The sequence below is a fragment of the Haloferula chungangensis genome, from assembly GCF_042664875.1.
In the GTDB taxonomy this organism is placed as follows: Bacteria; Verrucomicrobiota; Verrucomicrobiia; order Verrucomicrobiales; family Akkermansiaceae; genus Haloferula; species Haloferula chungangensis.
This window is the reverse complement of sequence record NZ_JBHTBS010000001.1, coordinates 670,246-695,373: the sequence shown is the minus strand read 5'-3', so window position 1 is coordinate 695,373 and position 25,128 is coordinate 670,246. Positions and strand designations below refer to the sequence as shown.

Annotated in this window: 22 protein-coding genes and 1 tRNA gene; 13 read left to right on the top strand and 10 right to left on the bottom strand. The window is 58.9% G+C overall.

Annotation, left to right across the window (positions count from 1 at the left end; all coding sequences use genetic code 11):
* The first annotated feature begins 266 nt into the window (after positions 1 to 266).
* The 3 genes from ACFQY0_RS02725 to ACFQY0_RS02715 all read left to right on the top strand — a co-directional run bounded on the left by ACFQY0_RS02725 (position 267) and on the right by ACFQY0_RS02715 (position 4,349).
* Complete coding sequence (locus tag ACFQY0_RS02725) at positions 267 to 2,441, top strand: tetratricopeptide repeat protein (protein ID WP_379708834.1); 2,175 nt, start codon at positions 267 to 269, stop codon at positions 2,439 to 2,441.
* A 94-nt stretch (positions 2,442 to 2,535) separates the two neighbouring features.
* Entirely contained in the window at positions 2,536 to 3,894 is a 1,359-nt protein-coding gene (locus tag ACFQY0_RS02720) for an OmpH/Skp family outer membrane protein (protein WP_379708832.1), read from the top strand.
* Positions 3,895 to 3,899: 5 nt separating this feature from the next.
* Positions 3,900 to 4,349, top strand: a complete 450-nt coding sequence (locus tag ACFQY0_RS02715; RefSeq protein ID WP_379708830.1) for a hypothetical protein — start codon at positions 3,900 to 3,902, stop codon at positions 4,347 to 4,349.
* A gap of 53 nt (positions 4,350 to 4,402) precedes the next feature.
* Here the strand turns inward: ACFQY0_RS02715 and ACFQY0_RS02710 are convergent, their stop codons facing one another.
* Both ACFQY0_RS02710 and fabG read right to left on the bottom strand, forming a co-directional pair.
* A complete protein-coding gene (locus ACFQY0_RS02710) occupies positions 4,403 to 4,879 on the bottom strand; it encodes a SixA phosphatase family protein (protein WP_379708828.1) in 477 nt (158 codons plus the stop codon).
* Positions 4,880 to 4,883: 4 nt separating this feature from the next.
* On the bottom strand, positions 4,884 to 5,630 hold the full coding sequence (gene fabG, locus ACFQY0_RS02705) for a 3-oxoacyl-[acyl-carrier-protein] reductase (protein ID WP_379708826.1): 747 nt from the start codon (positions 5,628 to 5,630) through the stop codon (positions 4,884 to 4,886).
* A 109-nt stretch (positions 5,631 to 5,739) separates the two neighbouring features.
* On the opposite strand from fabG, the gene ACFQY0_RS02700 reads away from it, so the two are divergent.
* The gene (locus ACFQY0_RS02700) at positions 5,740 to 6,996 is read left to right on the top strand and encodes a M48 family metallopeptidase (protein WP_379708824.1); all 1,257 of its coding nucleotides are present in this window, start codon (positions 5,740 to 5,742) and stop codon (positions 6,994 to 6,996) included.
* An 11-nt stretch (positions 6,997 to 7,007) separates the two neighbouring features.
* Positions 7,008 to 8,015 (top strand): aldo/keto reductase, encoded by a 1,008-nt coding sequence (locus tag ACFQY0_RS02695; protein WP_379708822.1) that lies wholly within the window; start codon positions 7,008 to 7,010, stop codon positions 8,013 to 8,015.
* 14 nt (positions 8,016 to 8,029) lie between these two features.
* Here the strand turns inward: ACFQY0_RS02695 and ACFQY0_RS02690 are convergent, their stop codons facing one another.
* Together ACFQY0_RS02690 and ACFQY0_RS02685 are read right to left on the bottom strand one after the other, a co-directional pair.
* Positions 8,030 to 8,854 carry an LpxI family protein gene (locus ACFQY0_RS02690; protein ID WP_379708820.1) on the bottom strand — a complete coding sequence of 275 codons (825 nt, stop codon included), beginning with the start codon at positions 8,852 to 8,854 and terminating at the stop codon, positions 8,030 to 8,032.
* Between the two features lie 29 nt (positions 8,855 to 8,883).
* Positions 8,884 to 8,963 (bottom strand) — tRNA-Leu (locus tag ACFQY0_RS02685).
* A 314-nt stretch (positions 8,964 to 9,277) separates the two neighbouring features.
* Here ACFQY0_RS02685 and nadD point away from each other — a divergent pair.
* Together nadD and ACFQY0_RS02675 are read left to right on the top strand one after the other, a co-directional pair.
* The gene (gene nadD, locus ACFQY0_RS02680; RefSeq protein ID WP_379708818.1) at positions 9,278 to 9,856 is read left to right on the top strand and encodes a nicotinate (nicotinamide) nucleotide adenylyltransferase; all 579 of its coding nucleotides are present in this window, start codon (positions 9,278 to 9,280) and stop codon (positions 9,854 to 9,856) included.
* A gap of 63 nt (positions 9,857 to 9,919) precedes the next feature.
* Complete coding sequence (locus ACFQY0_RS02675; RefSeq protein ID WP_379708816.1) at positions 9,920 to 10,705, top strand: tetratricopeptide repeat protein; 786 nt, start codon at positions 9,920 to 9,922, stop codon at positions 10,703 to 10,705.
* A gap of 2 nt (positions 10,706 to 10,707) precedes the next feature.
* On the opposite strand, the gene ACFQY0_RS02670 is transcribed toward ACFQY0_RS02675, so the two are convergent.
* The 5 genes from ACFQY0_RS02670 to ACFQY0_RS02650 form a co-directional block, all read right to left on the bottom strand.
* Positions 10,708 to 11,118 carry a cytidine/deoxycytidylate deaminase family protein gene (locus tag ACFQY0_RS02670; RefSeq protein ID WP_379708814.1) on the bottom strand — a complete coding sequence of 137 codons (411 nt, stop codon included), beginning with the start codon at positions 11,116 to 11,118 and terminating at the stop codon, positions 10,708 to 10,710.
* 61 nt (positions 11,119 to 11,179) lie between these two features.
* Entirely contained in the window at positions 11,180 to 12,439 is a 1,260-nt protein-coding gene (locus ACFQY0_RS02665) for a VWA domain-containing protein (RefSeq protein WP_379708812.1), read from the bottom strand.
* Positions 12,440 to 12,441: 2 nt separating this feature from the next.
* Entirely contained in the window at positions 12,442 to 13,056 is a 615-nt protein-coding gene (locus tag ACFQY0_RS02660; protein WP_379708810.1) for an RNA polymerase sigma factor, read from the bottom strand.
* A 10-nt stretch (positions 13,057 to 13,066) separates the two neighbouring features.
* Complete coding sequence (locus tag ACFQY0_RS02655) at positions 13,067 to 13,687, bottom strand: redox-sensing transcriptional repressor Rex (protein ID WP_379708808.1); 621 nt, start codon at positions 13,685 to 13,687, stop codon at positions 13,067 to 13,069.
* A gap of 144 nt (positions 13,688 to 13,831) precedes the next feature.
* The gene (locus tag ACFQY0_RS02650) at positions 13,832 to 14,146 is read right to left on the bottom strand and encodes a hypothetical protein (RefSeq protein ID WP_379708806.1); all 315 of its coding nucleotides are present in this window, start codon (positions 14,144 to 14,146) and stop codon (positions 13,832 to 13,834) included.
* A 514-nt stretch (positions 14,147 to 14,660) separates the two neighbouring features.
* On the opposite strand from ACFQY0_RS02650, the gene ACFQY0_RS02645 reads away from it, so the two are divergent.
* The 6 genes from ACFQY0_RS02645 (at position 14,661) to ACFQY0_RS02620 (ending at position 23,832) form a co-directional block, all read left to right on the top strand.
* Complete coding sequence (locus ACFQY0_RS02645; RefSeq protein WP_379708804.1) at positions 14,661 to 14,996, top strand: hypothetical protein; 336 nt, start codon at positions 14,661 to 14,663, stop codon at positions 14,994 to 14,996.
* A gap of 228 nt (positions 14,997 to 15,224) precedes the next feature.
* The gene (locus tag ACFQY0_RS02640) at positions 15,225 to 16,811 is read left to right on the top strand and encodes a sulfatase family protein (protein WP_379708802.1); all 1,587 of its coding nucleotides are present in this window, start codon (positions 15,225 to 15,227) and stop codon (positions 16,809 to 16,811) included.
* A 279-nt stretch (positions 16,812 to 17,090) separates the two neighbouring features.
* The gene (locus tag ACFQY0_RS02635) at positions 17,091 to 19,535 is read left to right on the top strand and encodes a beta strand repeat-containing protein (RefSeq protein ID WP_379708800.1); all 2,445 of its coding nucleotides are present in this window, start codon (positions 17,091 to 17,093) and stop codon (positions 19,533 to 19,535) included.
* A gap of 130 nt (positions 19,536 to 19,665) precedes the next feature.
* Complete coding sequence (locus tag ACFQY0_RS02630) at positions 19,666 to 21,222, top strand: 3-keto-alpha-glucoside-1,2-lyase-like domain-containing protein (protein ID WP_379708798.1); 1,557 nt, start codon at positions 19,666 to 19,668, stop codon at positions 21,220 to 21,222.
* A 97-nt stretch (positions 21,223 to 21,319) separates the two neighbouring features.
* On the top strand, positions 21,320 to 22,189 hold the full coding sequence (locus tag ACFQY0_RS02625; RefSeq protein WP_379708796.1) for a sugar phosphate isomerase/epimerase family protein: 870 nt from the start codon (positions 21,320 to 21,322) through the stop codon (positions 22,187 to 22,189).
* Positions 22,190 to 22,263: 74 nt separating this feature from the next.
* The gene (locus ACFQY0_RS02620) at positions 22,264 to 23,832 is read left to right on the top strand and encodes a sulfatase family protein (protein WP_379708794.1); all 1,569 of its coding nucleotides are present in this window, start codon (positions 22,264 to 22,266) and stop codon (positions 23,830 to 23,832) included.
* Positions 23,833 to 23,880: 48 nt separating this feature from the next.
* Here the strand turns inward: ACFQY0_RS02620 and ACFQY0_RS02615 are convergent, their stop codons facing one another.
* The gene (locus ACFQY0_RS02615; protein WP_379708792.1) at positions 23,881 to 24,975 is read right to left on the bottom strand and encodes a DUF418 domain-containing protein; all 1,095 of its coding nucleotides are present in this window, start codon (positions 24,973 to 24,975) and stop codon (positions 23,881 to 23,883) included.
* Between the last annotated feature and the right edge of the window lie 153 nt (positions 24,976 to 25,128).

Below are 25,128 nucleotides of genomic sequence, written 5' to 3'. Positions count from 1 at the left end.
GATTCCAACTTGAAGTCGATGGATTTTTTCTGACCGTTAATTTGGATGTAACTATTGTTTCTCCAGCGTCTTACAACCCCGTTATGCGCTCGCTTCGAACAGTTGTTTTGATTATCTGTTTCACTGGAGTTCGCAGATGGATTCTTCCGTCGCGATCTCACCTATCCCCGTTTGGGGATCGGAGATTCGGAGCTTGGAACCCATCAGGATTCCTCCTTGTTTTCGACCTTGTCGGAGCGGCTTTTGACTACTAGTTTCCCGGCCCCATGGCTCGAATACTTAGCGACTTGACGTCACGCAGCGCTCTCTTGGCTGCTGCTGCTCTCTGCGTCTTTCCACTCGCTACCAGTTCAGCTCAGTCCCCCGTCCCCGCCGAGCGCCCCGCGCCTGCGGCATTCGATCCCTCGGACGTCTATTTTCAGGCGTGGCTTCTCGCCAAGGATTCGGAAAAGCTTGTTGAGGAAGGCAAGCACCTTGAGGCGCTCAACAAGCTTCGCCGGGCCCGCCAGATGTTTGGAGAGATATCCAAGAATTTCCCGACATGGAAACCCGAGATGCTTCAGGGGCGAATTGACAAGACCGTCGCCGATATCGCCAGGGTGACGCCGGATGCGCTCAAACAGGAGCAGGGCAATGATCGCGCGACGGCTGAACTCGAGGGCGGGGTCCGTCGCGGTGCCGGCACGCAGGGCCAGTCACCTCATGATTTGGAAATCGAGATGCCCGGCGGATCGGGACCGGTCGAAACGCTTGAGACGCGTCGCATTGCCGAACTTGAACAAGAGGCCGCACGCCTCAAACAGCAAATCGGATCCGCGCCTCAGGCAGGTGGCACACCCGCGAACCAGGCAGAACGGCAACGCGATATGGCCTTTGCCCAGTTGCGAAGGACCCAGTCGGAGCTCGATCAACTTCGTCGCAAGACAGGATCTCAGCCGATGCAGGAAGAGGTCCGTGCGCTGAGCCAGCGCATTGATGCGCTTGAGCGTGAGAAAAGCGTGATGGGTGAAGCATTGGGATCGAGCCAGGCTGAAACCAAACAGGCCAAGGCACAGATCGACGCCCTGCAGGCTGAACGTGTGCGCCTGATGCAGGAAGTCGCCGACCTCAGCAAGAATCTTGAGATCGAGCGACAGACGGCCAATGAAGTCGTCGCCGGCCAGCGCAAGCAATTGAAGCACTTTCAGGAGCTGCTCGCGAAAAAGGACAGCGAACTGGATGTCGCCAAGGGGCGCATTCAATCGCTGGAAACAGAGCTGGCCGAAGTCCGGGAATCATTTAACGAACTGCGCGAGGAACGCGACGACCTTCTCCGCGAACGTGATCAGATGGCTGCGCTTCTCAAGCTGAATGAAGCCGGACAGCTCCAGCAGGTCATCGACCAGAACATGGCACTCGATCGTGAGCTCCGCGAAACCAAGGAGCGCTACGAAACCCTTCAGGAAGACAGCGACGCCAGCAAGGACGACCTGTTAGAGGCGCTTCGGGATCTCGCGATCAGCAAACTGCGCATTCAGGAATTCCGTCGCGAGAAGACCGCACAGGAGAATCGCATCGCCGAGCTGCAATCGCGACTCCTGCGGGAAGACCGGGCCCTGGCCTCCGGCGGCGCTGATCCGGTGGAGACGCAGATGTTGCGGGATATCATCAAGAAACAGATGGACATTCAGGAGAAGCGTCGCGAAGCCCGCGAGATCCTGTTAGCCACTCTTGAGGAAAAGGGTGAGGCCGACGAAAGCATTCGGCGCGCAATGAACGTCTACAAGGGCACCGAGTTGAATCTCTCGCCGGAAGAGCTCCGGATGGTTGAGGACCAGCAGGTGGACGGCGTGATCATTTCCCGACATGCCAGACCGCGCTCCGAGGTGAACCAGAACATTGCCGGACTTGAAAGAGAACTGGAGCCCTACTCGAAAGCCGGAACCCGCGCCTATCAGAAAGGTCGCCTCCATGCCGCCCGCGAGGCCTTCGAAATGATCATCGATCGGAATCCGGGAGACACCGTGGCGATGTGCAAACTCGGCGTCGTCGAACTCGCCTTGGGGGAAACCTATTCGGCTGTCGACATTTTCCGCCAGGCCACCGGGATCACCCCGAATCTCCCCTATGCCCAGCAGATGCTCGGACACTCGCTTACTCAGATTGGAGAGAATGGAGAAGCACTGGTCGCTTTGAAGAAAGCCGTCGAACTTGCCCCCACCGACGCCAAAGGGCTCATCCTTCTCGGCAACCTGCAGTACCGCCTCGGCAATATTCAGGCGGCTGAAGAAGCCTTCAAGACGGCCATCGCCTGCAACGAAACCCTCGTCGAACCTCACTTCAATCTCGCCATCCTCTACGCCAATGAGGGCAAAAAGGAGAAGGCACTCGAGAGCTACTCCAAAGCCCTGGAGTTGGGAGCGGTGCCGAATCTCGATCTCGAGAAGAAGATGCAGAGGTAATCCTCCAGCCAGGAAATGCCCCGGATTCATCCATTCTTCACGGAATTTTCGAATCGCAACCAGGCGCAAGCAGGTTAAGCTCCAGGCAATCATCATGGAGCCGACCAACAAAAAACTGCAAAATGCGTGGTCGCGGGAAGCCGATCGCGTCTCCCGCCGAGTGAATCTTGGATGGTGGATCGAGTCGCTCACTGCGCCCCTTGTTGTTGTCGGTTTGATCGGTGCCTTTGTCCTCCTTCTGGTCCGTCGAGAAATCCCTGGAACTCCTGTATGGCAACTGGCCGCAGGCATCGCACTTGTCCTGCTCGCTCTCGCCGGAATTGCCTGGGCGATTGCCCGAGCCCGCTTTGAGAATCGTCAGGCATCCATGGTGCGCATTGAAGCCGCGATGCATCTGCGCAATGGTCTTTCCGCAGCCAGTGCCGGCGTTCGGTCCTGGCCGGAAGTTCCTGTTCGAGTGGATGCCGGACTTAGCTGGAACTGGCAGCGGCTTGTCATTCCTCCGTTGGCCGCCCTGCTCTTTCTCATGGCCGGTCTTTTCATTCCGGTATCGGCCCTTCCCGGCGGCGATGGCAAGGGCCCTCAGGAACCTGACACCTGGAAACAGGTCGAAGCCGATCTCGAGCGTCTCGGCGAAGACGAGATGATCGATGAAACCTACCTTGAGGAGATGAAGAAGAAGCTCGAAGAGCTTCGCGCCAAGGAAGAAGAGGAATGGTTCAGTCATTCATCGCTGGAAGCGACCGACTCGCTCAAGAAGCAGCATCAGTCCGAGTTGCAGCGCTTCGAGCGCGACCTGAATCAGGCAGAGAAGGCACTCGGCAACCTCCAGAAAAATGCGGGTGGCATGCCGCAGGAAAGAAAGGATCAACTGATGAACCAGTTCGATCAGGCGCTTCAGGGACTGCAAAACGGTGGCCTCAAACCGAATCCGGGACTGCTCGAACAACTCAAGCAACTCGACCCTAACAATCTCGGACAACTCAACCCCGAGCAATTGCAGCAGCTCCGTGAGAACATGCAGAAAGCGGGTCAGGCGTGCAAAGACTGCAATGGCGGGGGGCAGGGTAATGGATGGATGGACGAGCTCCTCGATGGTCAAGGCAATGGCCAAGGCGAAGGTGAAGGTAAGGGCGAGGGCCCGCCACGAAGCGGCGAAGGCCCCGGCAACGGCGGGGTCGATCGCGGACCCGGCCACGCACCTGGCGTGCTTGGCAAACGGGGCGAAATGCTCAAGGGGGGAAATCTCGAAGCACTCGAGGCCCAAGATCTTTCCCGCACCCTTCCAGGCGATCTTCTTCAGCTGCAGGACGGCGAACACCATGTCGATGAGTCCGCAACCGGAAGCTCATCTGGCGGCGGCATCCAATCCACCGGAGCCGGGGGCGATCGGGTGTGGAAAGAGTCGCTCGACCCCGAGGAGCAAAAGGCGCTGAAGAAATTCTTCGAGTAGTCCTCATGAAAACCTCATCGCTGATTCCATTTGTGAGCTGCCTTTTCGGCAGTTTAGAATCACTGACCGCAGAGGATATTCCCCTCCATATCGGCCCTGTATTTTCCAGTCCGGGATTGGGACTGAAACTCGACAGCGCTGAGATCCCCGGGGATGAGCTCAAGTTCCGGAGGGTTTTTTATGTCGATTCGAAGCGTTTGCCGGCGTCGATCGGGCCCCTGGATGGCAGTGGCGAGCCTGCTGTTTCAGCAGAACGGGCGATCCAGCTTATCACAAAGCAGGACGACCTTACCGGGAAGGCAATCGTGACCCGGTTGGAGTACCTCGTCTTTCAAAGCGATGACTACCTCGCGATCCCCTACTATCTGATCGAGTATCAATCCCGGAACTCAACAGAGTATCGCGTCGTCTTGATGGATGAGAGGATTTTGAAACCGCGCCTGGAGAAACAGTGATCCACGCGACTTCAAGTCGCGTTCCCCATGGCGCTCGAAGCAAGCGCCACTCCCTATCGCTTGCCGATCATCTTCGGCGGAATCACAAACATCAACACAGCATGCCATGCCGGTGGATGGATTTCGATGCCGACGAGCGATCCCTTTTTCACCTCCACCGAACTTCCCGAGCAACCTAACAGCCACTCGACCAGGGAAGAAAAATCAGGTTCATGACCTACGATCATGACGCGATCAAAATCCGAGAAGGCCCGCAATTCCTGCAAGGCCGTTTCCGGGTCCATTCCGCAGTCGAGCCATCCCTGCATGACGGGTCCGGGTATCTCCGCCGCTTCGCAGAAGGTCTCGGCGGTCTCGCGGGCACGGAGCCGCGGACTTGAGAGAACAATATGCGGCAGTCGATCGATGGCATGAAGCAGGCGCGCGGCACGTCTCGCCTGATCATGCCCCTTCTCAACCAATGCCCGCTGCGCATCGCCGCCCGGGTTTGAGTCCTCGGCTTTGCCGTGTCTGAGAAGAATCAATTCCATCATCTCACATGGTCATGCCTCCATCGACCGCCACCACCTGGCCGGTAATGTAGCGGGCGTCGGGACTGGCGAGGAAGAGGGTGACCTTGGCGATGTCGCTGACAGAGCCAAACTCACCGAGAGGAATCGAGCCTTTGACTTCCTCGCGAAGCTTCTCCGGAAGTTCGTCGGTCATGTCGGTGGTGATGAAACCGGGAGCCAGCGCGTTGCATGTCACCTTGCGACCGGCGAGCTCCCGCGCCACCGACTTTGTGAATCCGATCAGTCCCGCTTTGCTGGCGGCGTAATTGGCCTGCCCGGCATTTCCGATCAAACCGATGACCGAGGCGATGTTGATGATTCGGGGGTCCTCCGCCTTCATCAGGACGCGCATGAAGGACTTCACCGTGTTGAAGGCGCCTTTCAAGTTCGTGTCGAGGACCGTCATCCAGTCCTCCTCCTTCATCCGCATCAGCAGACCGTCACGGGTCACTCCGGCGTTGTTGACCAAAATGTTCACCGTCCCGAAGTCCGCGACGATCGTCTTTCCGAGCTCCTGGACCGCAGCGTGATCCGCCACATCGACCGCATAGGCCTTGGCTGCTCCCGGGTACTCGGCGTTGATTTCCTCGGCGGTCTTGCCGCAGCTCGACTCACTCCGGCTGACCACTGCCACCTTCGCGCCTTCGGCTGCGAAGGCCTTGGCAATGGCTCCCCCGATACCCCGGCCACCTCCGGTGACCACCGCGACTTTACCTTCAAAGCGTTGCATGTGCGGCCAGCCTGTCCTCCCGGGCCGCGCCTGCCAAATCCAAATTGCCTCACTGCTTTCTCAGCCCGTCCTTGCCCTGCCCCGATCGCGGTGCATTCTCTCCGTCGACATGGAATGGAACGCCGTAGGACTCACGATTCTCATCGCTCTGGTGATGCTTTGGAACATCGACTTCATCGTCACCTTGCTCAACCTCAAGGCGCTCTCTCCCGAGCTTCCCGAGGAGTTTGCTGACGTCTTTGACGCCGAGACCTACGCCAAATCCCAGCAGTACACGCGGGAGTCCGCCCGGTTTGGCATCATCGAATCGGTGGCCTCCCTCTTCATCCTTCTCGCCTTCTGGCTCATTGGCGGGTTCGGCTGGCTCGATCAGCTGACGCGCTCGTGGACCGACAACGAGCTGCTCGCCGGACTTTACTTTCTCTCCCTGCTCTTTCTCGGCCACTACCTGATCAGCCTGCCGCTTTCCCTTTATTCCACATTCGTCATTGAGGAGAAGTTTGGCTTCAACAAAACCACGCCGGCCACCTTCGCAGGCGACCAGGTGAAATCACTGCTTCTCAGTGCCATTCTTGGTCTGCCGCTGGCAGCCGGTTTGATTTGGATTTTTGGCAATGTGCCCCATGCGTGGCTCTGGGCCTGGGTGCTCTTCACTGCCGTTCAGCTGCTCCTGATGTGGCTCGCCCCGGCCGTCATCCTTCCGATGTTCAACAAGTTCGAAGCGATGAAGGACGGTCCGCTTCGCGAGTCGATCGAACGCATGGCAAGAAAGTGCGAGTTCCCTCTAACAGAGATCTCGGTCATGGATGGTTCCAAGAGATCCACCAAAGCCAACGCCTATTTCACCGGCTTCGGAAAGACCAAGAAGATCGCGCTCTACGACACGCTCGTGGAGGAACAAAGCGAAGACGAACTGGTTGCCGTGCTCGCCCATGAGATCGGGCACTTCAAGTGCAAGCACATCGTCCAGCGGCTCCTCGTCGCGATCGCCCAAAGTGCCGCGCTATTCTTCCTGCTCGGACTCGTGATCGATCCGGACGGCACCTTCGCGCGAATGCTCTTCGATTCGTTCGGCGTCGAAACGATCTCCCCACACGTCGGTCTCGTGCTCTTCGCCATCCTCTTCAGCCCGGCCAGCCGGATCCTGGGCATTTTCTCCAACGCCTGGTCGCGCCGCCACGAATTCGAAGCGGATGCCTACGCGGCGAATGCCATGGAGACCTCCGAGCACCTCATCAGCGCCCTCAAGAAGCTCTCGGCGAAGAACCTTTCCAATCTCACCCCTCATCCCATGCGCGTGATGCTCGATTACTCCCATCCGCCCATGCTTGAGCGCATCCATGCACTCCGCGCCCGCAACCATTGATTCCCGAAACCATGTACGCACCCGATCCCCAGCGCTACGACGGCCGCATGCCCTACCCGCGCTGCGGTGAGTCCGGCTTGAAGCTTCCCGCCATTTCGCTGGGATGCTGGCACAATTTCGGACACATCGACGACCAGGAGGAAGCTCGTGCCATCCTTCGTCGCGCCTTTGACCAGGGCATCACCCACTTCGACCTGGCAAACAACTATGGTCCTCCCCCGGGAAGCGCCGAGGAGAATGTCGGACGCTTTCTGGCGGAAGATTTCGCAGCGCATCGCGACGAGCTCATCATTTCCACGAAGTCAGGCTATCTGATGTGGGACGGCCCCTACGGCAATTGGGGTTCACGGAAGCAGATGCTCTCGTCGCTCGATCAATCGCTGCGTCGGCTTCGGCTCGATTACGTTGATATCTTCTACCATCACCGCCCCGATCCCGAAACACCTCTTGAGGAGAGCATGTCAGCACTCGCGACGGCGGTCCAACAGGGGAAATCCCTCTACGTCGGGCTTTCGAACTACCCCTACAAACAGCTGAAAAAGGCGGTGCGGATGCTCGATGCGATGGGTGTCCCCTGCCTCATCTATCAGCCCTCCTACTCGATCCTCAGAAGGGATCCGGAACCTCGGATTCACCCGTGGCTTGAAGCGAATGGCATTGGTTCGATTCCATTCAGCCCACTCGCACAGGGCATGCTCACCGCAAAGTATCTCGAAGGCATTCCCGCCGGATCACGTGCCGACCGCGAGGAAGGTTTTGTGCAGAAAGAGCAGATCGATGCGCAGATGGAGACACTTCGATCCTTGAACCAGATTGCCGAAGGCCTGGGCATGCCCCTTCATCACCTTGCGCTGCGCTGGGTGATGGACCAGCCTGCCGTGACCTCGGCCCTGATTGGCGCACGCACCGTGGCCCAGCTCGATGACTCGCTTGCGGCCGTCGAGCGTGAGCCGCTCGATCAGCAAACCCTCGTCGCGATCGACAAGGTCGCGCCGCTTCAGAAATTATCAGGAGCCTAAAGCGAGCCGTCTCTTCACTCGGCTTCGACCGCGTGGAGAGTGACTTCAAGTTCTTCGCACAATTCCTGAATGCGCTCGCGCTCGAGCAGCAAGGTTCGCCCTGCCTCCACGGCAATCGCCATGACTCCTGTCTTGGCACAGACCTCGATGGTTTGAGGCCCGATCACCGGAACATCGAAGCGGAAGTCCTGATTCGGCTTGGAAACTTTCACCAGCATCACGTCCTTGCCGTGGCCAAGTTCGCCGCCACGGCGAACGCAGTTGTTCGTTCCCTCGAAGGCTTCCACCGCGAGCACCGTGCCGTGCCGGACGACCACCGTCTGGCCGATATCCAGACGACTGGTTTCCTTGGCGATCCGGAACCCGAAAGCCGCGTCATCGAGCTGTCGTTTCTTGAAAACGGGTCCAAAAACATGCCCCGCAGGAGGGAGCAGATCTTCAAGAAAGGTCGTTGCGGGAAGCAGTTCGATCGACTCCTTCTCAAGCTCGTTCGCCACGGCTCCGAAAAGCGTCTCGGCATTGCGCTCCTTGATCTTCGCGAGAACCATCAGCGTGCGGAGATCAGGTCGGAGGTCGAAGAGGTTCTTCGGCGCCACCTGGCCAACCATGATCACTTCCTGAGCGGCCTGTGATTTGAAAAATTTGATCACCTTCCCGAGCTGCCCGACGCGCAACCACGAAATCGCATCGACCTGATCCGCGAGTTCGGGACTCGCCTCACCCTCCACCGCAGCGGCCACCAGACGGATTCCCGGGGACTTTGCGCGTGCCGCCCGAATGAAAATTTCAGGATAAACTCCCTTTCCCGCAATGATGCCGATCGTCCTCGTGTCGTCCATGCCTCTTCACCTCTTCCAAACATTGAAAATAGCGGCTGTGGGACTCGAACCCACACTCCGAAGAACTCGATTTTGAGTCGAGCGCGTCTACCAATTCCGCCAAGCCGCCTTGGGAATGCGGCGGATACTGCGCACCCATGCGGACTCACGCAAGCGACAATTGAATCCTAATTGTCAAAAGCTGTCCGGGGGCAATTCCGGGCAGAAATGACAAGACCCCGCCCCGGGCAACTCCGGGCTCTCCCCCCAGATCACCTAGAGCCACACCAGAGCGAGGCTCGCGGAGTATGCAAATTCTTCGCGTCTGAGCAATACCGGATCTAAACGATTTGAGAAATCGACTCGGCCGCGATCGATGCCAACTCACCGGCTTTCGATCATTGCTGTCCCCGGTCTCCCCTGATTAGCTGAGTTTAGCGATCGATGAGCAAACCTGGACGCATCGCCCTGTTTGGCGGCACATTTGACCCCATCCACCTCGGGCACCTCAAGATTGCCCAACTGGCGGTTCAGGCCTTGGGTCTCGATGAAGTCCGCTTTCTCCCGTGCCGGATCTCTCCTCATAAAACCGACACCCCCCCGACTCCGGGACATCACCGCCTCGAAATGATTCGGCTCGCCATCCGGGATCTGCCCTGGGCCGTCGCTGACGACTTCGACCTCAAGGCACCCGAGCCCTCCTACTCCCATCTAACTGTCGCTGCGGTGAGGCGAGATCATCCGGACGCGCGGATCTTCTGGATCATGGGTCACGATCAGTGGGAGGCGCTGCCCCGCTGGAAAGAACCGCAAACGCTCGCCTCCGAACTGGAGTTCATCGTCTTCTCGCGCGACGGCAATCCCCGAGCTCGGGAGGGCTGGCAGCTCCATTCGCTCGAAGGCACCCATCCGGCCTCGGCGTCGACGATTCGCGAGTCCTTGCGCGCGGGAGCTCCCTGGACCGAATGGATACCACCGGCCGTCCTGAGTTACATCCGCAAACACCATCTCTATACATCCTGAACGACGGCTTGCAGACGCTGCATTTCGCTCATAAGCTCCGCTAAGCAATCCATTTCCCCACTCATGAAATCCCACCTGATTTTCCTCCTTTCAGCCAGCTTCTGCGTCAGCGGCCTTTACGCCCAGAGCGACTCGAATTCAGCACCTGAAGCCGCGTCGTCCGATCAGGCGATGCTTCCATGGCAGAAGGAATTCCTCAACCTGCCAGAAGATCAGCGGGTGGAATTCGGAAAACACATGAACAAAAGCCGTGAGCTTTTTGGTCAGAAGCGTGTCTTCGAATGCATTGAGGAACTCGGCAAGGCCCAGGCGATTTTCGACAATTCGCCCGATGTGGAAAACCTTCTCGGTGCCTGTCAGGTAGAGTTCCGCGCCTTTGACAAGGCCATGCAGCACTTTGAGCGGGCCAACGAACTTCAGCCCGGCGAGAAGAGCATCCAATTCAACATTGCCGAACTCTACTTCGTCACCAAGCAATGGGAAAAGGCCGAGGAAACGCTGGCGGCCCTCGTCGAGCGCTCAAAGGCCGAAGAGAGCAAGGGGCGCAGCCTGATGATGCAGCGTCTGGTGGAATTCAAGCTAATGCTCACCCGAATCAAGCTCGGCAAAATGGAGGAAGCCAAGCAGATGGCAGAGCTTTACGATCACCTCGATGACTCGCCCTACTGCTACTTCGCTGAGGCCGCGATCGCTTACCAGAATGAGGATGAACTGACCGCCGAAATGGCCATGGCTCGGGCGGGACGAATTTTCCGGGACCCGGCGATCATCTCTCCCTGGCAGGACACCATGATGGAGTTCGGCTACATGAAGAGCTTCTTCGGCGGCGATCTTCCCGAAGAGGAATAAGCTCAGTCTTCCGAAGGGCCCGGCATGAGCGGATAGCTTGTCACCTGCTCAAGGTGGATGCCGTAGAGTTCCGCAATCTCCTGCGCATCCGAAGCGTGGTAGATGTCGCGAAAGTAAATCTCACGCACTCCATAGGCGCAGAGCGTCTGCATGCAGGAGGTGCACGGCATGGTCGTGCACGCCACCAACTTGACCTCACCTCGGCGAAAAAGGCTGCAGAGATTCACCTCCGCATGGAGCATGTATTTTTGCCTCGCATCCCGGTCATCCCAGAAACCTTTGCTGGGATTGAAGCCAGGGGCCAATCCATTGTAGGCGGTCCCGATCACCCGATTGTCGAAATCGAGCGCGGCAGCTCCGACTTTACGATAAGGATCTTCGGATCGGAGCGATGCCACGTGCGCTAAGGCCATGGCATATTCTGGAATGGATAAGCGGGACACGCGCCGACTCAAACCATCCCTCGCCCCGTGGTCAACGCTCTGAGTGGGCGAGTTTGAGCGCCTCGGCCATCATTCGCCGAACCTCCGCTCTTACCGGGTCCTTGTCGGCCGCTGCCGCGGCAAGCATCGAGCGAAGTTGATCGTCGCCCACCCCTTCTCCACGCAGCCACATGCCGAAGCCGGCGAGTCCTGCCGCATGGCGCATTCCGAAGCTCGGCTCCTGCTGGACAGAGGGCACCTGAAACTCCGATTTTTTTCCATCCCGACGAACCACCACCCGACCAGGATCCCCGCTTCCGGCTTTCACCTCCAGCAGACTCAGTGTCCGGCGCTTTGCCGGGAGAACACGCGGGAGCTCGGCGTCACTCTGCTGGGAAAAGGAACCTAACACCCGACGACGGGTGTTCGCTTCATAAGTCATCTCCAGATCCACTGTATCAGCCCCGCCGCCCTTCAGCTGCACGCCAACGAGCCACGAATCCGGATTCCACGGGCACTTCATGGTCTCGATCGAAAGTCTCATCCCTTCGAACTCCATTCCCCCCGGAAGAACGGCGTTGTTGATCAACTCCTCGACCCTAACAGCATCTCTCGGCGGAAGCTGCTGCTTTTCCCGAACCCATCCACTCACCCAGCGAAGACTCGAAAAGCCGAGGACGACCGGCAGTCTCGTCGCAGGCCCCTTTGAAAAGTCGGACTGAGGACCCGTCTTCGGGAGATTCGCGGGTTCAGGCAGTGGAGCTCGATCCAGATGTCTCGCCACCTCACTCAGGAATCCGCCCGGTCGGGCTTCCAGGCTCTTGGCCTGTTCCACCATCGACTGGCTCCGGCTGGCGACGCTCGTCGAGTGCCCCACGACTCCGCTGGGGCCCGGCATCGGTAGGAGAGCAATCTCGTGGGTCACGATCCCGGCCTCGGCGATGCCGCCAGATCGGTCGTGCTCGACTCGACTCATGAGCACGGCGGCAAAGGCGACAGCGGCTGCGGCGCCCAAGCCGGTCAGCCATGGTTTCCAACTCCGCTGAGCCGAAGCGAGGGGCACGATCTTGCCAATCGAGTCGGCATCACGACCTGCCTGACGAATCGCTTCCCGCTGGGCAGGCAAGAGCGTTTCCCCCGCCGCACCACCCAAGACCTTGTTCAGAAATCCCAGGGTCTTTTCCAGTTCGGAAAGACTCATCTTGATGGCAGGATCGGCCGCGGCGGCACGTTTGATCACTGCGGCCTCTTCCGGAGGAAGTTCTCCCAGCAGGTAGGCGCTCAGCCTTGGATCATCGGGTGTTACTTTCATTCTTATTGTCCCTCCATCAAATCTTCAGGCAGTAGCTGTCTTAGCCGCTTGACCCCTTTGTGAATCAGGAAACCCACGTTGCCTCCGGACAATCCGGTCGCCTTGCTGATCTCCTTGTAGCTCATGCCATCTCGAAATTTCATCAAGATGACATCTCGTTGGTTCTCCGGCAGCCTTTCCATATAGCTCAGCACTTGCTCAATGCGTTCGTTGAAATCCACTTCGCTGTCGGGCGCCGCGAGACTTGAAAGCGTGCGTTCGTGGCTTTCCTCCTCCAGCGCTGTCATTCGCGATTCCTTGCGCAAGATATCCAGCGCCCGATTCCGACAGACGGTGAAGAGCCAACTCTTCAGGCCCCCTCGAACTTTCTCGATGTCCTGTCGGCATAAGCGGATGAATGTGTCCTGCACCACGTCCCTGGCGCGATCGAGATCGTGGACGAATCCCATGGCGTATCCGACAAGCGGCGACTCAAAGTCAGCCATCGCTTGTTCGATAAATTGCTCACGGGTCTCAGGCATTCCCTCTGGGTTGGCAGCCGCGCTTTCGGACGTCACGGTTTCCTCTTCAACGTCGCGCCTCCCCTTTTCTTGGGCTTTTCCTCCCTTCTTGCTCATTTTGATCCTCTCAGCGGACAAAAAAGCTCAGATGCTCAAGTTCCAGAGCGAGATCGACATTATTCACCACCACCTCGGCCGGCACTTCCAGCATGACCGGCGAGAAATTGAGAATGCCCTGAACTCCAGCGTCCACGAGCCGGTTTGCCAAGGATTGCGCGATCACCGCCGGAACGCAAAGGATCGCCAATCGCACCTGCTCGGCGATGATCCTCGCCTCCATTTCCTTCTCAGAATACACGGGAACGCTCACGCCCCGCGCCTTGGCCCCTTCCGGATCGGCATCGAAGGCCGCTACGACCTCGAAGCCTTCCTTCTGAAATCCCTGATAATGGAGCAGTGCCGACCCGAGATTACCCGCCCCCACCAGAACCACGGGCTGGAGTTTCTCCCGCCCCAGAGCATCGCGGATCATCGTTGCCAGCGTTTCCACCGGGTAGCCGAGACCACGGGTTCCAAACTGTCCGAAATAGGCCAGATCCTTGCGCAGTTGCGCCGACTTTACTCCAGCCGCTTTGGCTAAGGCGGTGGAACTCACCGTTTTCTGCCCGTTTTCCACCAGCCGCTGCAGGCAGCGGTTGTAAATGGAAAGGCGATAAATTGCCTTCTTGGGGATGTCGATACGTTCCACGGGCGCTGGAGGAAACGCTCGGAACCTTGGCGGGTCAAGCTCGGAGCCTATCTGTGCCCCGTCATAACTCCATTCCCCGAGAGCACATGAAATGGTGTCGATGGCTCTGCCGATCCACCTGCCGATCCACCATCAACGTGGAACTCAGCGGTAACTCACCCGGTAGGCGTTCCCCTTGACGTTCTGATCGTAACCCCAAAATCGTGGTTCCCGATACCACTTGTCGATGACGAGATGAGATGCCCCGAGGGCCTCGGCCTGGAGCATCGCTGAATCGAGCGCTTTCTTATAGGTGTGCTGATAGACGAGAGAGCCCACCCCCTCTTCGGTCGCATATATCCGCCCCAGATCCACCGCCCCCGGAGGTCTCTGATCCACGATTTTTATCGGACCATCGTTCGCCGGCACCGCGCAGGATACCACGAAAGCGCTAAGAAGGATCGAGATGAGACGCACCATGACTTGTTGGAAAACCGAGTTCCTCCAGCGTCGCCAATATCCCCCCCAGGCGCGAACGAAAAAAGCCGGGATTACGAACACGGCGATCAAGCTAGGGAGAAAATCGACGCCTCTCCGTCTATTTGGACCGAGATGCATAGGATGGGTCGGATCGGGACTCCGAAACCCTCGACGGATTCCATTTTGCTTTCAATACGATGCTGGCTGAGATGACTTGTTCCCCTCCCTTCGCGGATAAGTTCATGAAACCCTTGCTCTGGCTCCTTCTGCTCGCCTCCCCGCTTCTGGCGGAGAAACAGCGTCCTGGCACTTACCAGTCGTTTCTGGACGAGCAGGCCGCGGGAACCCTTCGGGAATAGATCGGCATCACCGGGGATCGATCCCTCCGGAGGGCACCCGCCGCACCGGACAACGAATGGGAAAACCGCCACCACTCGTAGAACCGGCACCCCCCCTCCTTTTCCAGCAAACTTCGGCGACAAAACTACCGCCCGTATCCTCCGTTCGCCCGATCTTGCGAACGGTTCCGCCCTCCAGCAACCCACTCGACGTGATCGACGCACGGCAGTCCAACAAGCTACCGAATCCCGCGATCAGTTTCCACGCGGCTTACGCCGGAAACGCCAACTCCGCCGACGTCGCACCCGCAGCGGCGCTTTCATCACCTCCACCTGATGTCCTCTTCCCAGACGACTACGGGAACCAACACCATCACTCTAACAGACGTAGCGATCCTCTCGAATATGTCTGTTTGGATGACGGCAGCGATTCCTCTACATCAAGGCACATATACGTGTGTCTTGATGGGATGCTCGGCGGCGTCGAAAACTTCCTCGTGGCTTCCCATTGAAAGTTGCAGACGCCCAACCGAAGCAAACTTCAGGCGAAATGGCAACGAGGTGGTTGGTTTCAGCTGCCCAGAATCCCCAAGAAGCAGACAGAACCTGCTCCAACGCGAATCAGACGAAAGCAACCCGATAAAAACCAAGATGATGAAAACCCTCTCGGCACCGGTCTTTCTGTTGGATGGAAAGACGAGTGCAAAAGAAGCAGCAACCGGCGGGATCACGAAACTTCCATGAAGACGTTCACCCGCATCCTATCGTTCACCCTTACGCTGCTTCTCGCCGCCATCCCCGTCTGCGCGGACCTCAAGCCCAACGTGATCGTAATTTTCACCGATGACCACGGATACGCGGACCTGAGCTGTCAGGGGATTTTTGACGACGTGAAGACACCCCATATGGATTCACTGGCGACCGGAGGCGTGCGCATGACCGAGGGCTATTCCACCGCTCCCCAGTGCGGCCCGTCACGAGTCGGCCTGATCAGCGGCGGCTATCAGAACAAAATCGGTTATGAGGACAACGGAAGTTTCGCCGACAAGGAGGTGCTCAAGCGTTTCCTGACGATGGAGACCCTCCCCAAGCGATTGAAGAAGGCGGGTTACGCGACCGGCATGGCCGGAAAATCCCATCTCGGCACGGACGAAAGTGATGGCCTCGCCCAACTCGGATTCGACAAGGCCTTCCACAAGAAGAATGGCGGCGCGGGCCACTGGAACATGGACCTGAACGGCAAGGACATCGAGCCGCAGCCGCAGAAAGGCGGTTATCATCTCGACATGGTTTCATCCTTCGCCTGTGCCTTCATTGAGCGCTACAGGAACCAACCCTTTTTCTTCTACGCCGCCTACCGCGCGCCGCACACCCCGCTCGATGCTCCTCCAGAATACCTCAAGCGCTTCCCGGATGTGAAGCCGGAGTCCCGCCGCCAGGCGCTCGCGATGCTTTCCGCTGTGGACGATGGCGTGGGTCGAATCATGGAAACGCTTCGCAGGAACAAGCTCGAGGAGAACACTCTGATTTTCGTAATCGGCGACAACGGCGCACCGCTCAAGAAGCGCCTTCCGGGCTCGATGGAGAAAACCCCCAGTTGGGATGGTTCCCTGAACGATCCCCTGAATGGCGAAAAAGGAACTCTGATCGATGGAGGGATCCGCACCCCCTTCGTGGTCTATTGGAAGGGCACCATCCCCGGCGGTCAGGTCTACCAGCACCCCGTCATTTCACTGGACGTGGCCGCGACTGCGAACGCACTGGCCGGCAATGAGAGTGATCCGTCACTCGATGGCGTCAATCTCCTCCCCTATCTAACAGGCGAGAAAAAGGATGCTCCTCACGAAGCACTGTTCTGGCGATGGAATGGACAAACCGCCGTCCGCGCCGGCAACTGGAAATACATTCGCGGCGGCGACCGGGAGTATCTCTTCGACATGCAGAATGACATCTCGGAATCCAAGAACCTGCTCTCCACAAATCCGGAGATCGCCAGGAACCTCCATGCCCAATTACAAGGTTGGAGCGAAACCCTGCTCCCCCCTGGAATCCCCTCTTCCATGCCGAAGGCCGGAGAAAGCTACTTCGACTGGTATCTCGACGGAAAACGCCGCGGCCCATCCCAGGCGGAGACCGAAGAGTCGAAGAAGAAAAGAGCCGCAACGACGGCGAAGCTCTTCGACAGGTGCGACGCCAACAAGGACGGCGTCGTCACCTTCGAAGAGTATTCCGCGACCCGGCCGGGAGACCGAATCGGCAAGATCAGGCAGGCCTTCAAGAAACTCGTCCCTGAAGGTCATCGTGTCTGGAAGAAATCCGATTTGTGAAAACGGCGATCGTAGACCACCTCGATTGAGCAATAGGAAAGCACAACAGAAATTGCGACGGAATCTGGTTTCCGTCCACGATTCGCTTGACCCCGGATGGTAATGGCGGCGATGCGGATGATCTTCGCGATCCGATGATCACCAATCCCGAGCGGCGGACACATCTTCGTGTCTCATGACAAGTTTCATCGATCTTATTAGGAACTCTTTGAGGTGTTCCGGTTTTGGAGGAATAACCATCCATCCGTCCACCAACCCTAGATTACCCAAAAAAGCCTGATGAAAACCCACCGCTCGAGATCATCACAGTCCCCTACCCCTACCACGCCCCTATTCATTTCCACCACCGCGTCGCTCGCCCTATTCCTTGGTGCCACCAGTCCACTACAGGCAGCGAGTTACTTCTGGGACAGCAATGGAGCCAGCTCTGGAGGATCCGACACGGATGTCGCCGACGGAACCTGGGGTAGCGATCTCTTCTGGTCCTTGGACGCCACCGGCGACACCGATACTACGCCCTTTCTCGCCTCGGTGACCATCGACGACTCCGTTTACTTCAGCGCGGGCACCAATGTGACCGGTGCATCCAGCATCACCGTCGACGGCACGCAGAGTGTCGACCGCATTTACTTTGAAGAGGGCAGCGTCGACCTGAGTGGCGGCACCATCTTGATGAAAGACCTGGGGCGCTTAACCACCAGCGGCAACCCGGTGACGATCAGCTCGATTCTTGATGGCCAGGAAATCCGCAAATTCGGCGCGAGCTCGGTGACCCTCACCGCAGCCAATATCGCCACCGGGAGAATCCAATCCAACGCTGGCACCCTGGTGCTGGCCCGCCCGGGAGGAGGCACCTTCCCGAATACCATCGGCCTCCGCCACATCGACGGCGACATCGAACTCGCCACTGACCAGACCGTCGGCCTTCTCCGCCTCAATGGAAATGGAAGCATCCTCGGTGCCGGCACCTTGACGGTCACGGACGCCATCGAGTCGAATTTCCCTTCAGCCAAGACCGCCACTCTCAGCGCCACGCTTGCAGGCACCTTCACCTCCTTTAAAAAGGACGGTGGCACCCAGATCATTACCGGCGACAACACCTTCAGCGCACCGATCGAGATCTTGGCGGGCTCCATCAGCGTGCCAAGCATCGGTAATGTTGCCGATCTCAGCGGCCCCCTCGGACTTGGCAGCAACGCTATCCAGTTTGGCTCGGCGACGGAAGATGCCGGCGGAAAGATCACCTACACCGGAGCCGGCGAAACGAGCAACCGGATCTTCAATTTCCTGGGAGCGGCGGGAATGGCGGGCATCGAGCAAGCCGGCACCGGACCGCTGGTCCTCAGCGCCAATCTCGCCCAGACCGGCACCGGAGACACCTCCTTCAATCTGAGTGGCTCGTCAGACGCCGACGCGACCTTCTCCGGATCGATCACCGACGGGCTGGGCAAGACCTCGCTCGTCCGTTCGGGCAGTGGAACCGGATCCTGGTTCGTCACCGGAGCCAACACCTTCACCGGCACCACCACGGTTGCCGAGGGACGTCTGGTCGTCGAGACCATCAACAGTGTCAGCGGCGGCTCGGCCTCCAGCCATCTCGGAGCTCCGACAACCATTGCCGACGGCACGATCACCATCGGAACCGGCGGCATCCTGGTCTACGAAGGAACCGGTGAGACCACCGACCGCGTGCTCAGTCTGGACGGCAACCTCGACCGGACCATCGTCCAGAACGGAACTGGATTGCTGAAATTCACCAGTGGCGTCGTATCCTCATCCGGGAACAACCGGAACCTCATTCTCGACGGCTCGACCGCCGGAACCGGAGAAATCGACGGAGAGATCACCGATGCCGACGCCACCAGACAGGTCGGCATCATCAAGAACGGCACCGGCACTTGGACTCTCTCAGGTATCAACACCTACACCCGCAATACCACCGTCAACGACGGGTCGCTGATCCTCGCCGACGGCGCCCAACTTGTGTTCACCACGGGTGACGCCAGCGAAAGCGGACACAATGTCATCAACGGCACGGGAGCGGCCATGATCGACGGCGATTTCCTTATCGATACCACGGTCACCGACGCGAGCGCCCTCGCTGCCGGGTCATGGACGATTGTCAACAACGAGAACGTCGCATTCAGCGACACCTTCAGTGTGGTCGGCTGGAATGACGACGGCGGCGGCATGTGGAGCAACACCGTCGGACCCAATTCCTACACCTTCGACGAAGGCACTGGAATGGTCCTGCTCAACGGCGGCGACCCCTATCTGTTATGGATCGACAGCTTCTTTCTAGGCGAATCCGATCTCGCGATCGTCGGACCTGACGCTGATCCGGACAAGGATGGCGTGAGCAACCGCGTCGAGTATGCGCTCAACGGCAACCCCGATGACGGATCGGATCTCGGGCTCCTAGCAATCATTTCGGAAACCAACCTCTCGCTCGTGGTCGCGGTGCTCGATGGCACCACCTTCACCGACGGCGCGGGCGGCACCCAGACGGCCACCGTCGGGAACATCACCTACAACATCCAGGGGGCGCTCGACCTGGCGACTTTCGACAGCGCGGTGAGCCAGGTGGGCGGGGCCTCCGACACAGCAGCCGATCTTCCGGATCTCACCGGGACCGATTGGGAATACAAGACCTTCAAACTCGATGACTCAGAAGGCCTCTCATCCAAAGGGTTTCTAAGAGTTGAAGTAAGCGCCGTTCCATGATCCGGCCGCTGTGACAACTCCACCACGGAGGTCTATTTAAATCCCCTTCGACCACCGCCTTTTTGATATGCCGACCAGAAAGTAAAACGGCCGACGTCCACAGAAGCAGCCTCTCATGATTCACCGATTAATGCCCTCCTTACTTTCGAACTCCGCCACAATCGCCCTGTCACTCGTCTCCTCCATCAACACGTTCGCTGACCAGTTGGTTTTCACCTCCTTCCGCAGCAATGGCGAAGATGGCCTCCATCTGGCCTTCAGTGAGAACGGTTTGAATTGGAAAGCCCTCAACGGCGACATGCCGCTTCTGAAGCCGGAAGTCGGCGGCAAGCTGATGCGCGACCCCTGCATCATCCAAGGTCCGGACGGATTCTTTCACATGGTCTGGACGACGAGCTGGTCCGACAAGGGGATCGGCTATGCCAACTCCAAGGACCTTATCCACTGGTCGAAACAACAGTTCATCCCGGTGATGGAGCACGAAGCCGGGGCGCGGAACTGTTGGGCGCCGGAGATCACCTGGGATCCGGATGGCCGCCAGTATGTCATCTATTGGGCCACCACCCTGCCGGGAAAATTCACCGAAACCCTCGCAGCGTCGGAAAAGGGCAACAATCATCGAATCTACTGCACCACTACCCGGGACTTCAAAACTTACACGCCGACCGCGCTGTTCTATAACCCCGGATTCAACGTGATCGACTCGACGATTCTCCGGCATGGCGATTCCTGGCTGATGATCACCAAGGACGAAACCCACAAGTCCCCGGCCAAGAACCTCCATCTGGCGAGCAGCGACAAGGTCACCGGCCCATGGGAAAAGATCTCCGAGCCCTTCACACCGGAGAAACTCTGGGTCGAAGGAGCGACCGTTAGCCAGGTCGGCGAATACTGGTATGTCTATTTCGATTGCTACCGGAAGCATCGCTACGGGGCGATGAGGACGACCGACTTCAAGCATTGGGAAGACGTGTCCGACCAACTCGTCGTGCCCGAGGGCATGCGGCACGGCACGGTGGTCTCCGTCCCGGACGAAGTCGTCGCCAGGCTTCGCAAGCTCGGCGAAATACCAGAGCCTCCCGCAGCGATTGAACCGTCGGGCAAGACGCCACTTTTCAACGGCGAGTCGCTCGACGGCTGGATCGAGTTCATGCCCAAGGACGACCAAGGCCTGCCCGCCTCACAGGATGTTTGGTCCGTCCGCGACGGAGTGATCCAATGCACCGGCGTCCCCAACGGCTACATCCGGACGGCGAAGGCTTACACCAACTACAAGCTGCACCTCGAATGGCGCTGGACGGAAACGCCCTCGAACAGCGGCGTCCTCCTCCACATGGTTGGCAAGGACCGCGTCTGGCCCACCTGTGTCGAGGCCCAGCTCGAACAGGAAAAGGCCGGCGACTTCTGGTTGCTGACGAATGGCAGCATCAAAATCGATGGCAAACAGGTCGGACCGGCGAGATGGGTGAACGTCCCAAAGAAGCATCCTTCCTCCGAAAAGCCACCCGGCGAGTGGAACCGCTACGACATCGTCTGTGATGGCGGGAGCATCGAACTGACCGTCAACGGCCAGCTGCAGAACACGGGCACGGACGCCTCACCGTCCCGCGGCTGGATCTGCCTCCAAAGCGAGGGCGGCCCCATCGAATTCCGAAACATCTATCTCGAGCCGATCATTCGGCCCTGAAAACCCAGGAAAAATCGCATCGGCGACATTTCACCCAACCGGTGCTCCGGCACTTCACCGCATCTCATACCTGACGAATACCCAACACTCCAAATTCATGAACCTCGGACTGCGAACACTCATCTGCCTCTTCTGTACCCTAACGAGTACCGGATCCCTCGCCGCTTCACCTCTGGAGAATAATCCTTTCGGTGTCTTCGACTTCAACCTGCGAGGCAAGACCCCCGCCGAACAGATCGCCAGTCTGGATGGCCTCGGCTACGACGGGCTCGCCATGCAGCTCAACACGCCGCAGCGCCTCCGCACCCTCGAGGCCTATCAAGCCGCGCGCCCCGATTTCCCCCTGCTCGTCGGTTTCATGGCCTTCAACTTGGATCAGCCCAAGAAATCCTCGCCCGCACATCTGGACCGCGTGCTCGCCGCTCTCGCCGCACGCGAGGCACCCCTCTGGATCATCGTGCAAGGTCCGAAAGACCGCCGCGACGACATCCTCAAGCTTCTCAGAAAGACCGTCTACCGATGCGAGAAGGCCGGCGTCCAGCCGGTTCTCTACCCCCACGACAACACCGCCATCGAGTCGGCTGAGGAAGCGCTCGAGATTCTCAACGAACTCGATCGCCCCGAAGTAAAGCTCACCTTCCACCTCTGCCATGAACTCCGCGCGGGCAATGGTGACCGGCTCGACGAAATCGCCGAAAAGATCGCGCCCCACCTTGTGCTTGCCTCCATTTCCGGAGCCGATGCGAAGATGCAGGAATCTCCGCCCAAAGGAGACTGGTCCGAAGCCATCAAACCGCTCGACAAGGGCGACTACGATGCCGCCCGCTTCCTCCGCGCCCTTGCCGCCGTCGACTACAAGGGCCCGATCATCCTCCACACCTTCGGTCTTCAGAAGGAACCTGCCAGCCACTACCGCAGATCCGCTGAAGCCTATCGCAAGATGATCGCGAAACTGAACCAGAAATGAATGAGACCCTCATTTTCCTTTCCCAAAAAAAAACCATCGTTGAGGCTTGAAGTCTTCCCTCAAGCACCGCTCTCATGAAACCCATTCTCTGGCTCCTTTTTCTTGCCTCCTCCCTCACTGGAGCGGATAGCCGCCCGAACATCCTGTTGCTCTTCGCCGATGACCTCGGGCGCTACGCTTCCGCCTACGCCGACGAAAACCAGCCGTCCGCCAACGACATCATCTCGACGCCGGTGTTCGACCGAATCGCCCAGGAGGGGGCGCTGTTCGAAAATGCCTTTGTCTCCGCGCCCTCGTGCTCGCCCTCGCGCGCCTCGCTCAACACCGGTCGCCATTTTTTCCGCAACGCCTCCCATTCCCAGCTTCACCTCCCGTGGCAAAAGCGCACGCCAGATCCCTTCGACTCCATCCACGGACTCGCCCCCACCCTGAGGGATGCCGGCTACCACATCGGCTGGTCGCTCAAGACCCACATGCGAATCAGCCTCATCGGCGGCAGAGAATGCCTCTACGACCAGGCGGGGAAAAGCATCAACAACTACTCCCAGGTACTTAGCAAGGCCAACGACAAGGAGGCTGCCAAATGCAAGGTCCTCGACGAGGTCCGTGGCAACTTCCGCAAGTTCACCAGCACCCGGAAATCCGGGCAGCCCTTCTTCTACTCCTTCAATCCCACCAACACCCACCGCCAATGGATCCGCGGTTCCGGAAAGAAGCTCTGGGGCCTCGATCCCGATGCGCTCAAGGGCAAGCTCCCGCCCTTCCTGCCGGACAATGCCCTGATCCGCGAGGACTTCGCCGACTACCTGGGCGAGGCCATGGCCTTCGATGCAGCCTGCGGAGCGCTCATCGAGGAGCTCGAAAAGATGGGCGAGCTGGGCAACACGCTCATCTGCATCTCCGGCGACCACGGTGCGCCTGGATTCCCGATGGGAAAATGCAACGTCAACGATTTCGGTTCGAGCGTGCTGCTGGCGATGCGCTGGCCGAAACACATCGCAGCGAAACGCGAAGTCGAGGTTCCCGTCTCACTCATCGATCTCGCCCCGACCTTCCTCGCCGCCGCCGGCCTGGAGTCGAAGGACGACCCCGATGGCCAGAACCTGCTGCCCGCCTTGGCTGAGAACGGCATGGACGAACAGCTCCGCGGCTGGGCGTTGATCGGTCGCGAAGTCCACGTCGCCGAAGCTCGCGAAGGCCGCTTGCCCTACCCCACGCGCGCACTCCGCACGCCGGACTTCCTCTACATCATCAACTTCAAGCCGGATCGCTGGCCAATGGGCGATCCGCTCGCAGTGAGCGCCGACTCCGCACCGTCCTTCGCGGCGCTTTCTAACAACACCCGCCTCGCCTTCGCCGACATCGACGCCTCGCCGACCAAAGCTTGGATTATCGAAAACCGCAACCAAGAGGACATGGCTCCCTTCATCGGGTTCGCCTGGGGCAAGCGCCCCGAGGAAGAACTCTACGATTTGCGCAAGGACCGCTTCCAGATCCACAATGTCGCCAAAGACCCGTCCTACGCGGAAAGGAGTTCCGTGCTCCGCAAACAACTCCTCGCTGAACTAACGTCGGGAAAGGATCCGCGCCTCGAGAACGACGCCTTCGACCGCCCACCCTATTGTGTCCCCGCGAAGGAATAGTTCTTCCGGGAAGGTTCGTTCCAAATTATTTCTTGCCCAAGCTCTTCGTCAAGCCGCCCTTCGTGGCGCCGTCAGATACGACATGAACATCTCAAGAGGTCCCCGCTTGAATCGGCAGCTCCAGCCCCAGGCGAAGGCGACGCTAGCGGCGAAGAAGCCGAAGGAGAAAAGGAGGGAGAACCCGAGGCTCTGGTTCTCCAGCCTCCCGATCTCCTCAAGGGGCCCCATGCCGACAATCACATGGGCCACATACAGAGTCAGGGACAATTGGCCGGTTGCGACGAAGGGGCGTATCCACCGGCTGTTCCGACAACGGTTGCCGATACCGCCGCACAGCGCGATCACCGCCACCGCCCAAGCTGCACCGGCGAGCATATACAGGGGCATCGGCGGCATTGGCCCCGTCCCAAACATGGCCTCCAGCGCCTCCCGGCCAGCAGGATCGGCCCCGGCGGACAAGGTGTGGATCAACAGTCGGCTGCCCCCCTCGGCGGCGAGTGCAACCAGCAGGCCCGTCAGGAGAAGTCGACGTCGGATTGCGGGATCGGTCACGTCCCACCGCCCGACAACCATCCCGAGGAGAAAGAAGGCAAGCCAGGGTAACACGGGATGAAAGCCGTTGAAGAAGAGGTTCCGAAAGAACCCCTCCGGGGTCCAGTAGCCTGAGTATTCCAAGGTCTTCCAATTCCATTCCCGCTCGTAGTCGAGAGAGAAGAAGGTCGGAACGAAAGCAGTCACGATCAGGAGACCAAGGATCGATAGGGTGCGGGTTGAGCATCCCAGAAAAACCGCCCCAGCCGCAATGTAGACCCCGTAAAAATGGAGAATATCCGCCGGCCACAACGGAGTGTAGAGCATACCGACGACGAACAGAAAGAGAGCCCTCTTGAGAAGGGTGTTCCGGATCGCGGAAATGGCTTTCGGTTCGCCGGACTTCAGGGCCCCGCCGGAAACCAATGAGACGCCAATGCCCGCCAGGACAACAAATGTCGCCGCGGCGCGGCCATCCAGAAGACCCGCTAGGCTGACCAGCCAGGCCGAGCCATTGTTCGCGGCTCCCATCACGAGCTTGTAGTTCACAATGATCATGCCGAGCAGCGCCATTGCCCGGGCGAGATCGAAGCCAATGATCCGGTCCTTCACGGTGTGCTTTATTCGGCATGATCCAATGGCTAACAAGCCGACTAAATCAGCCAGGATTCGAGGATAACTTCAGTGGTCTTGCCGCAAGGCCGCATGCAATGGACGGACCGTAGTTCTCGGACCGCTTCCATACATGAGAGCCTGCTTCCCCCA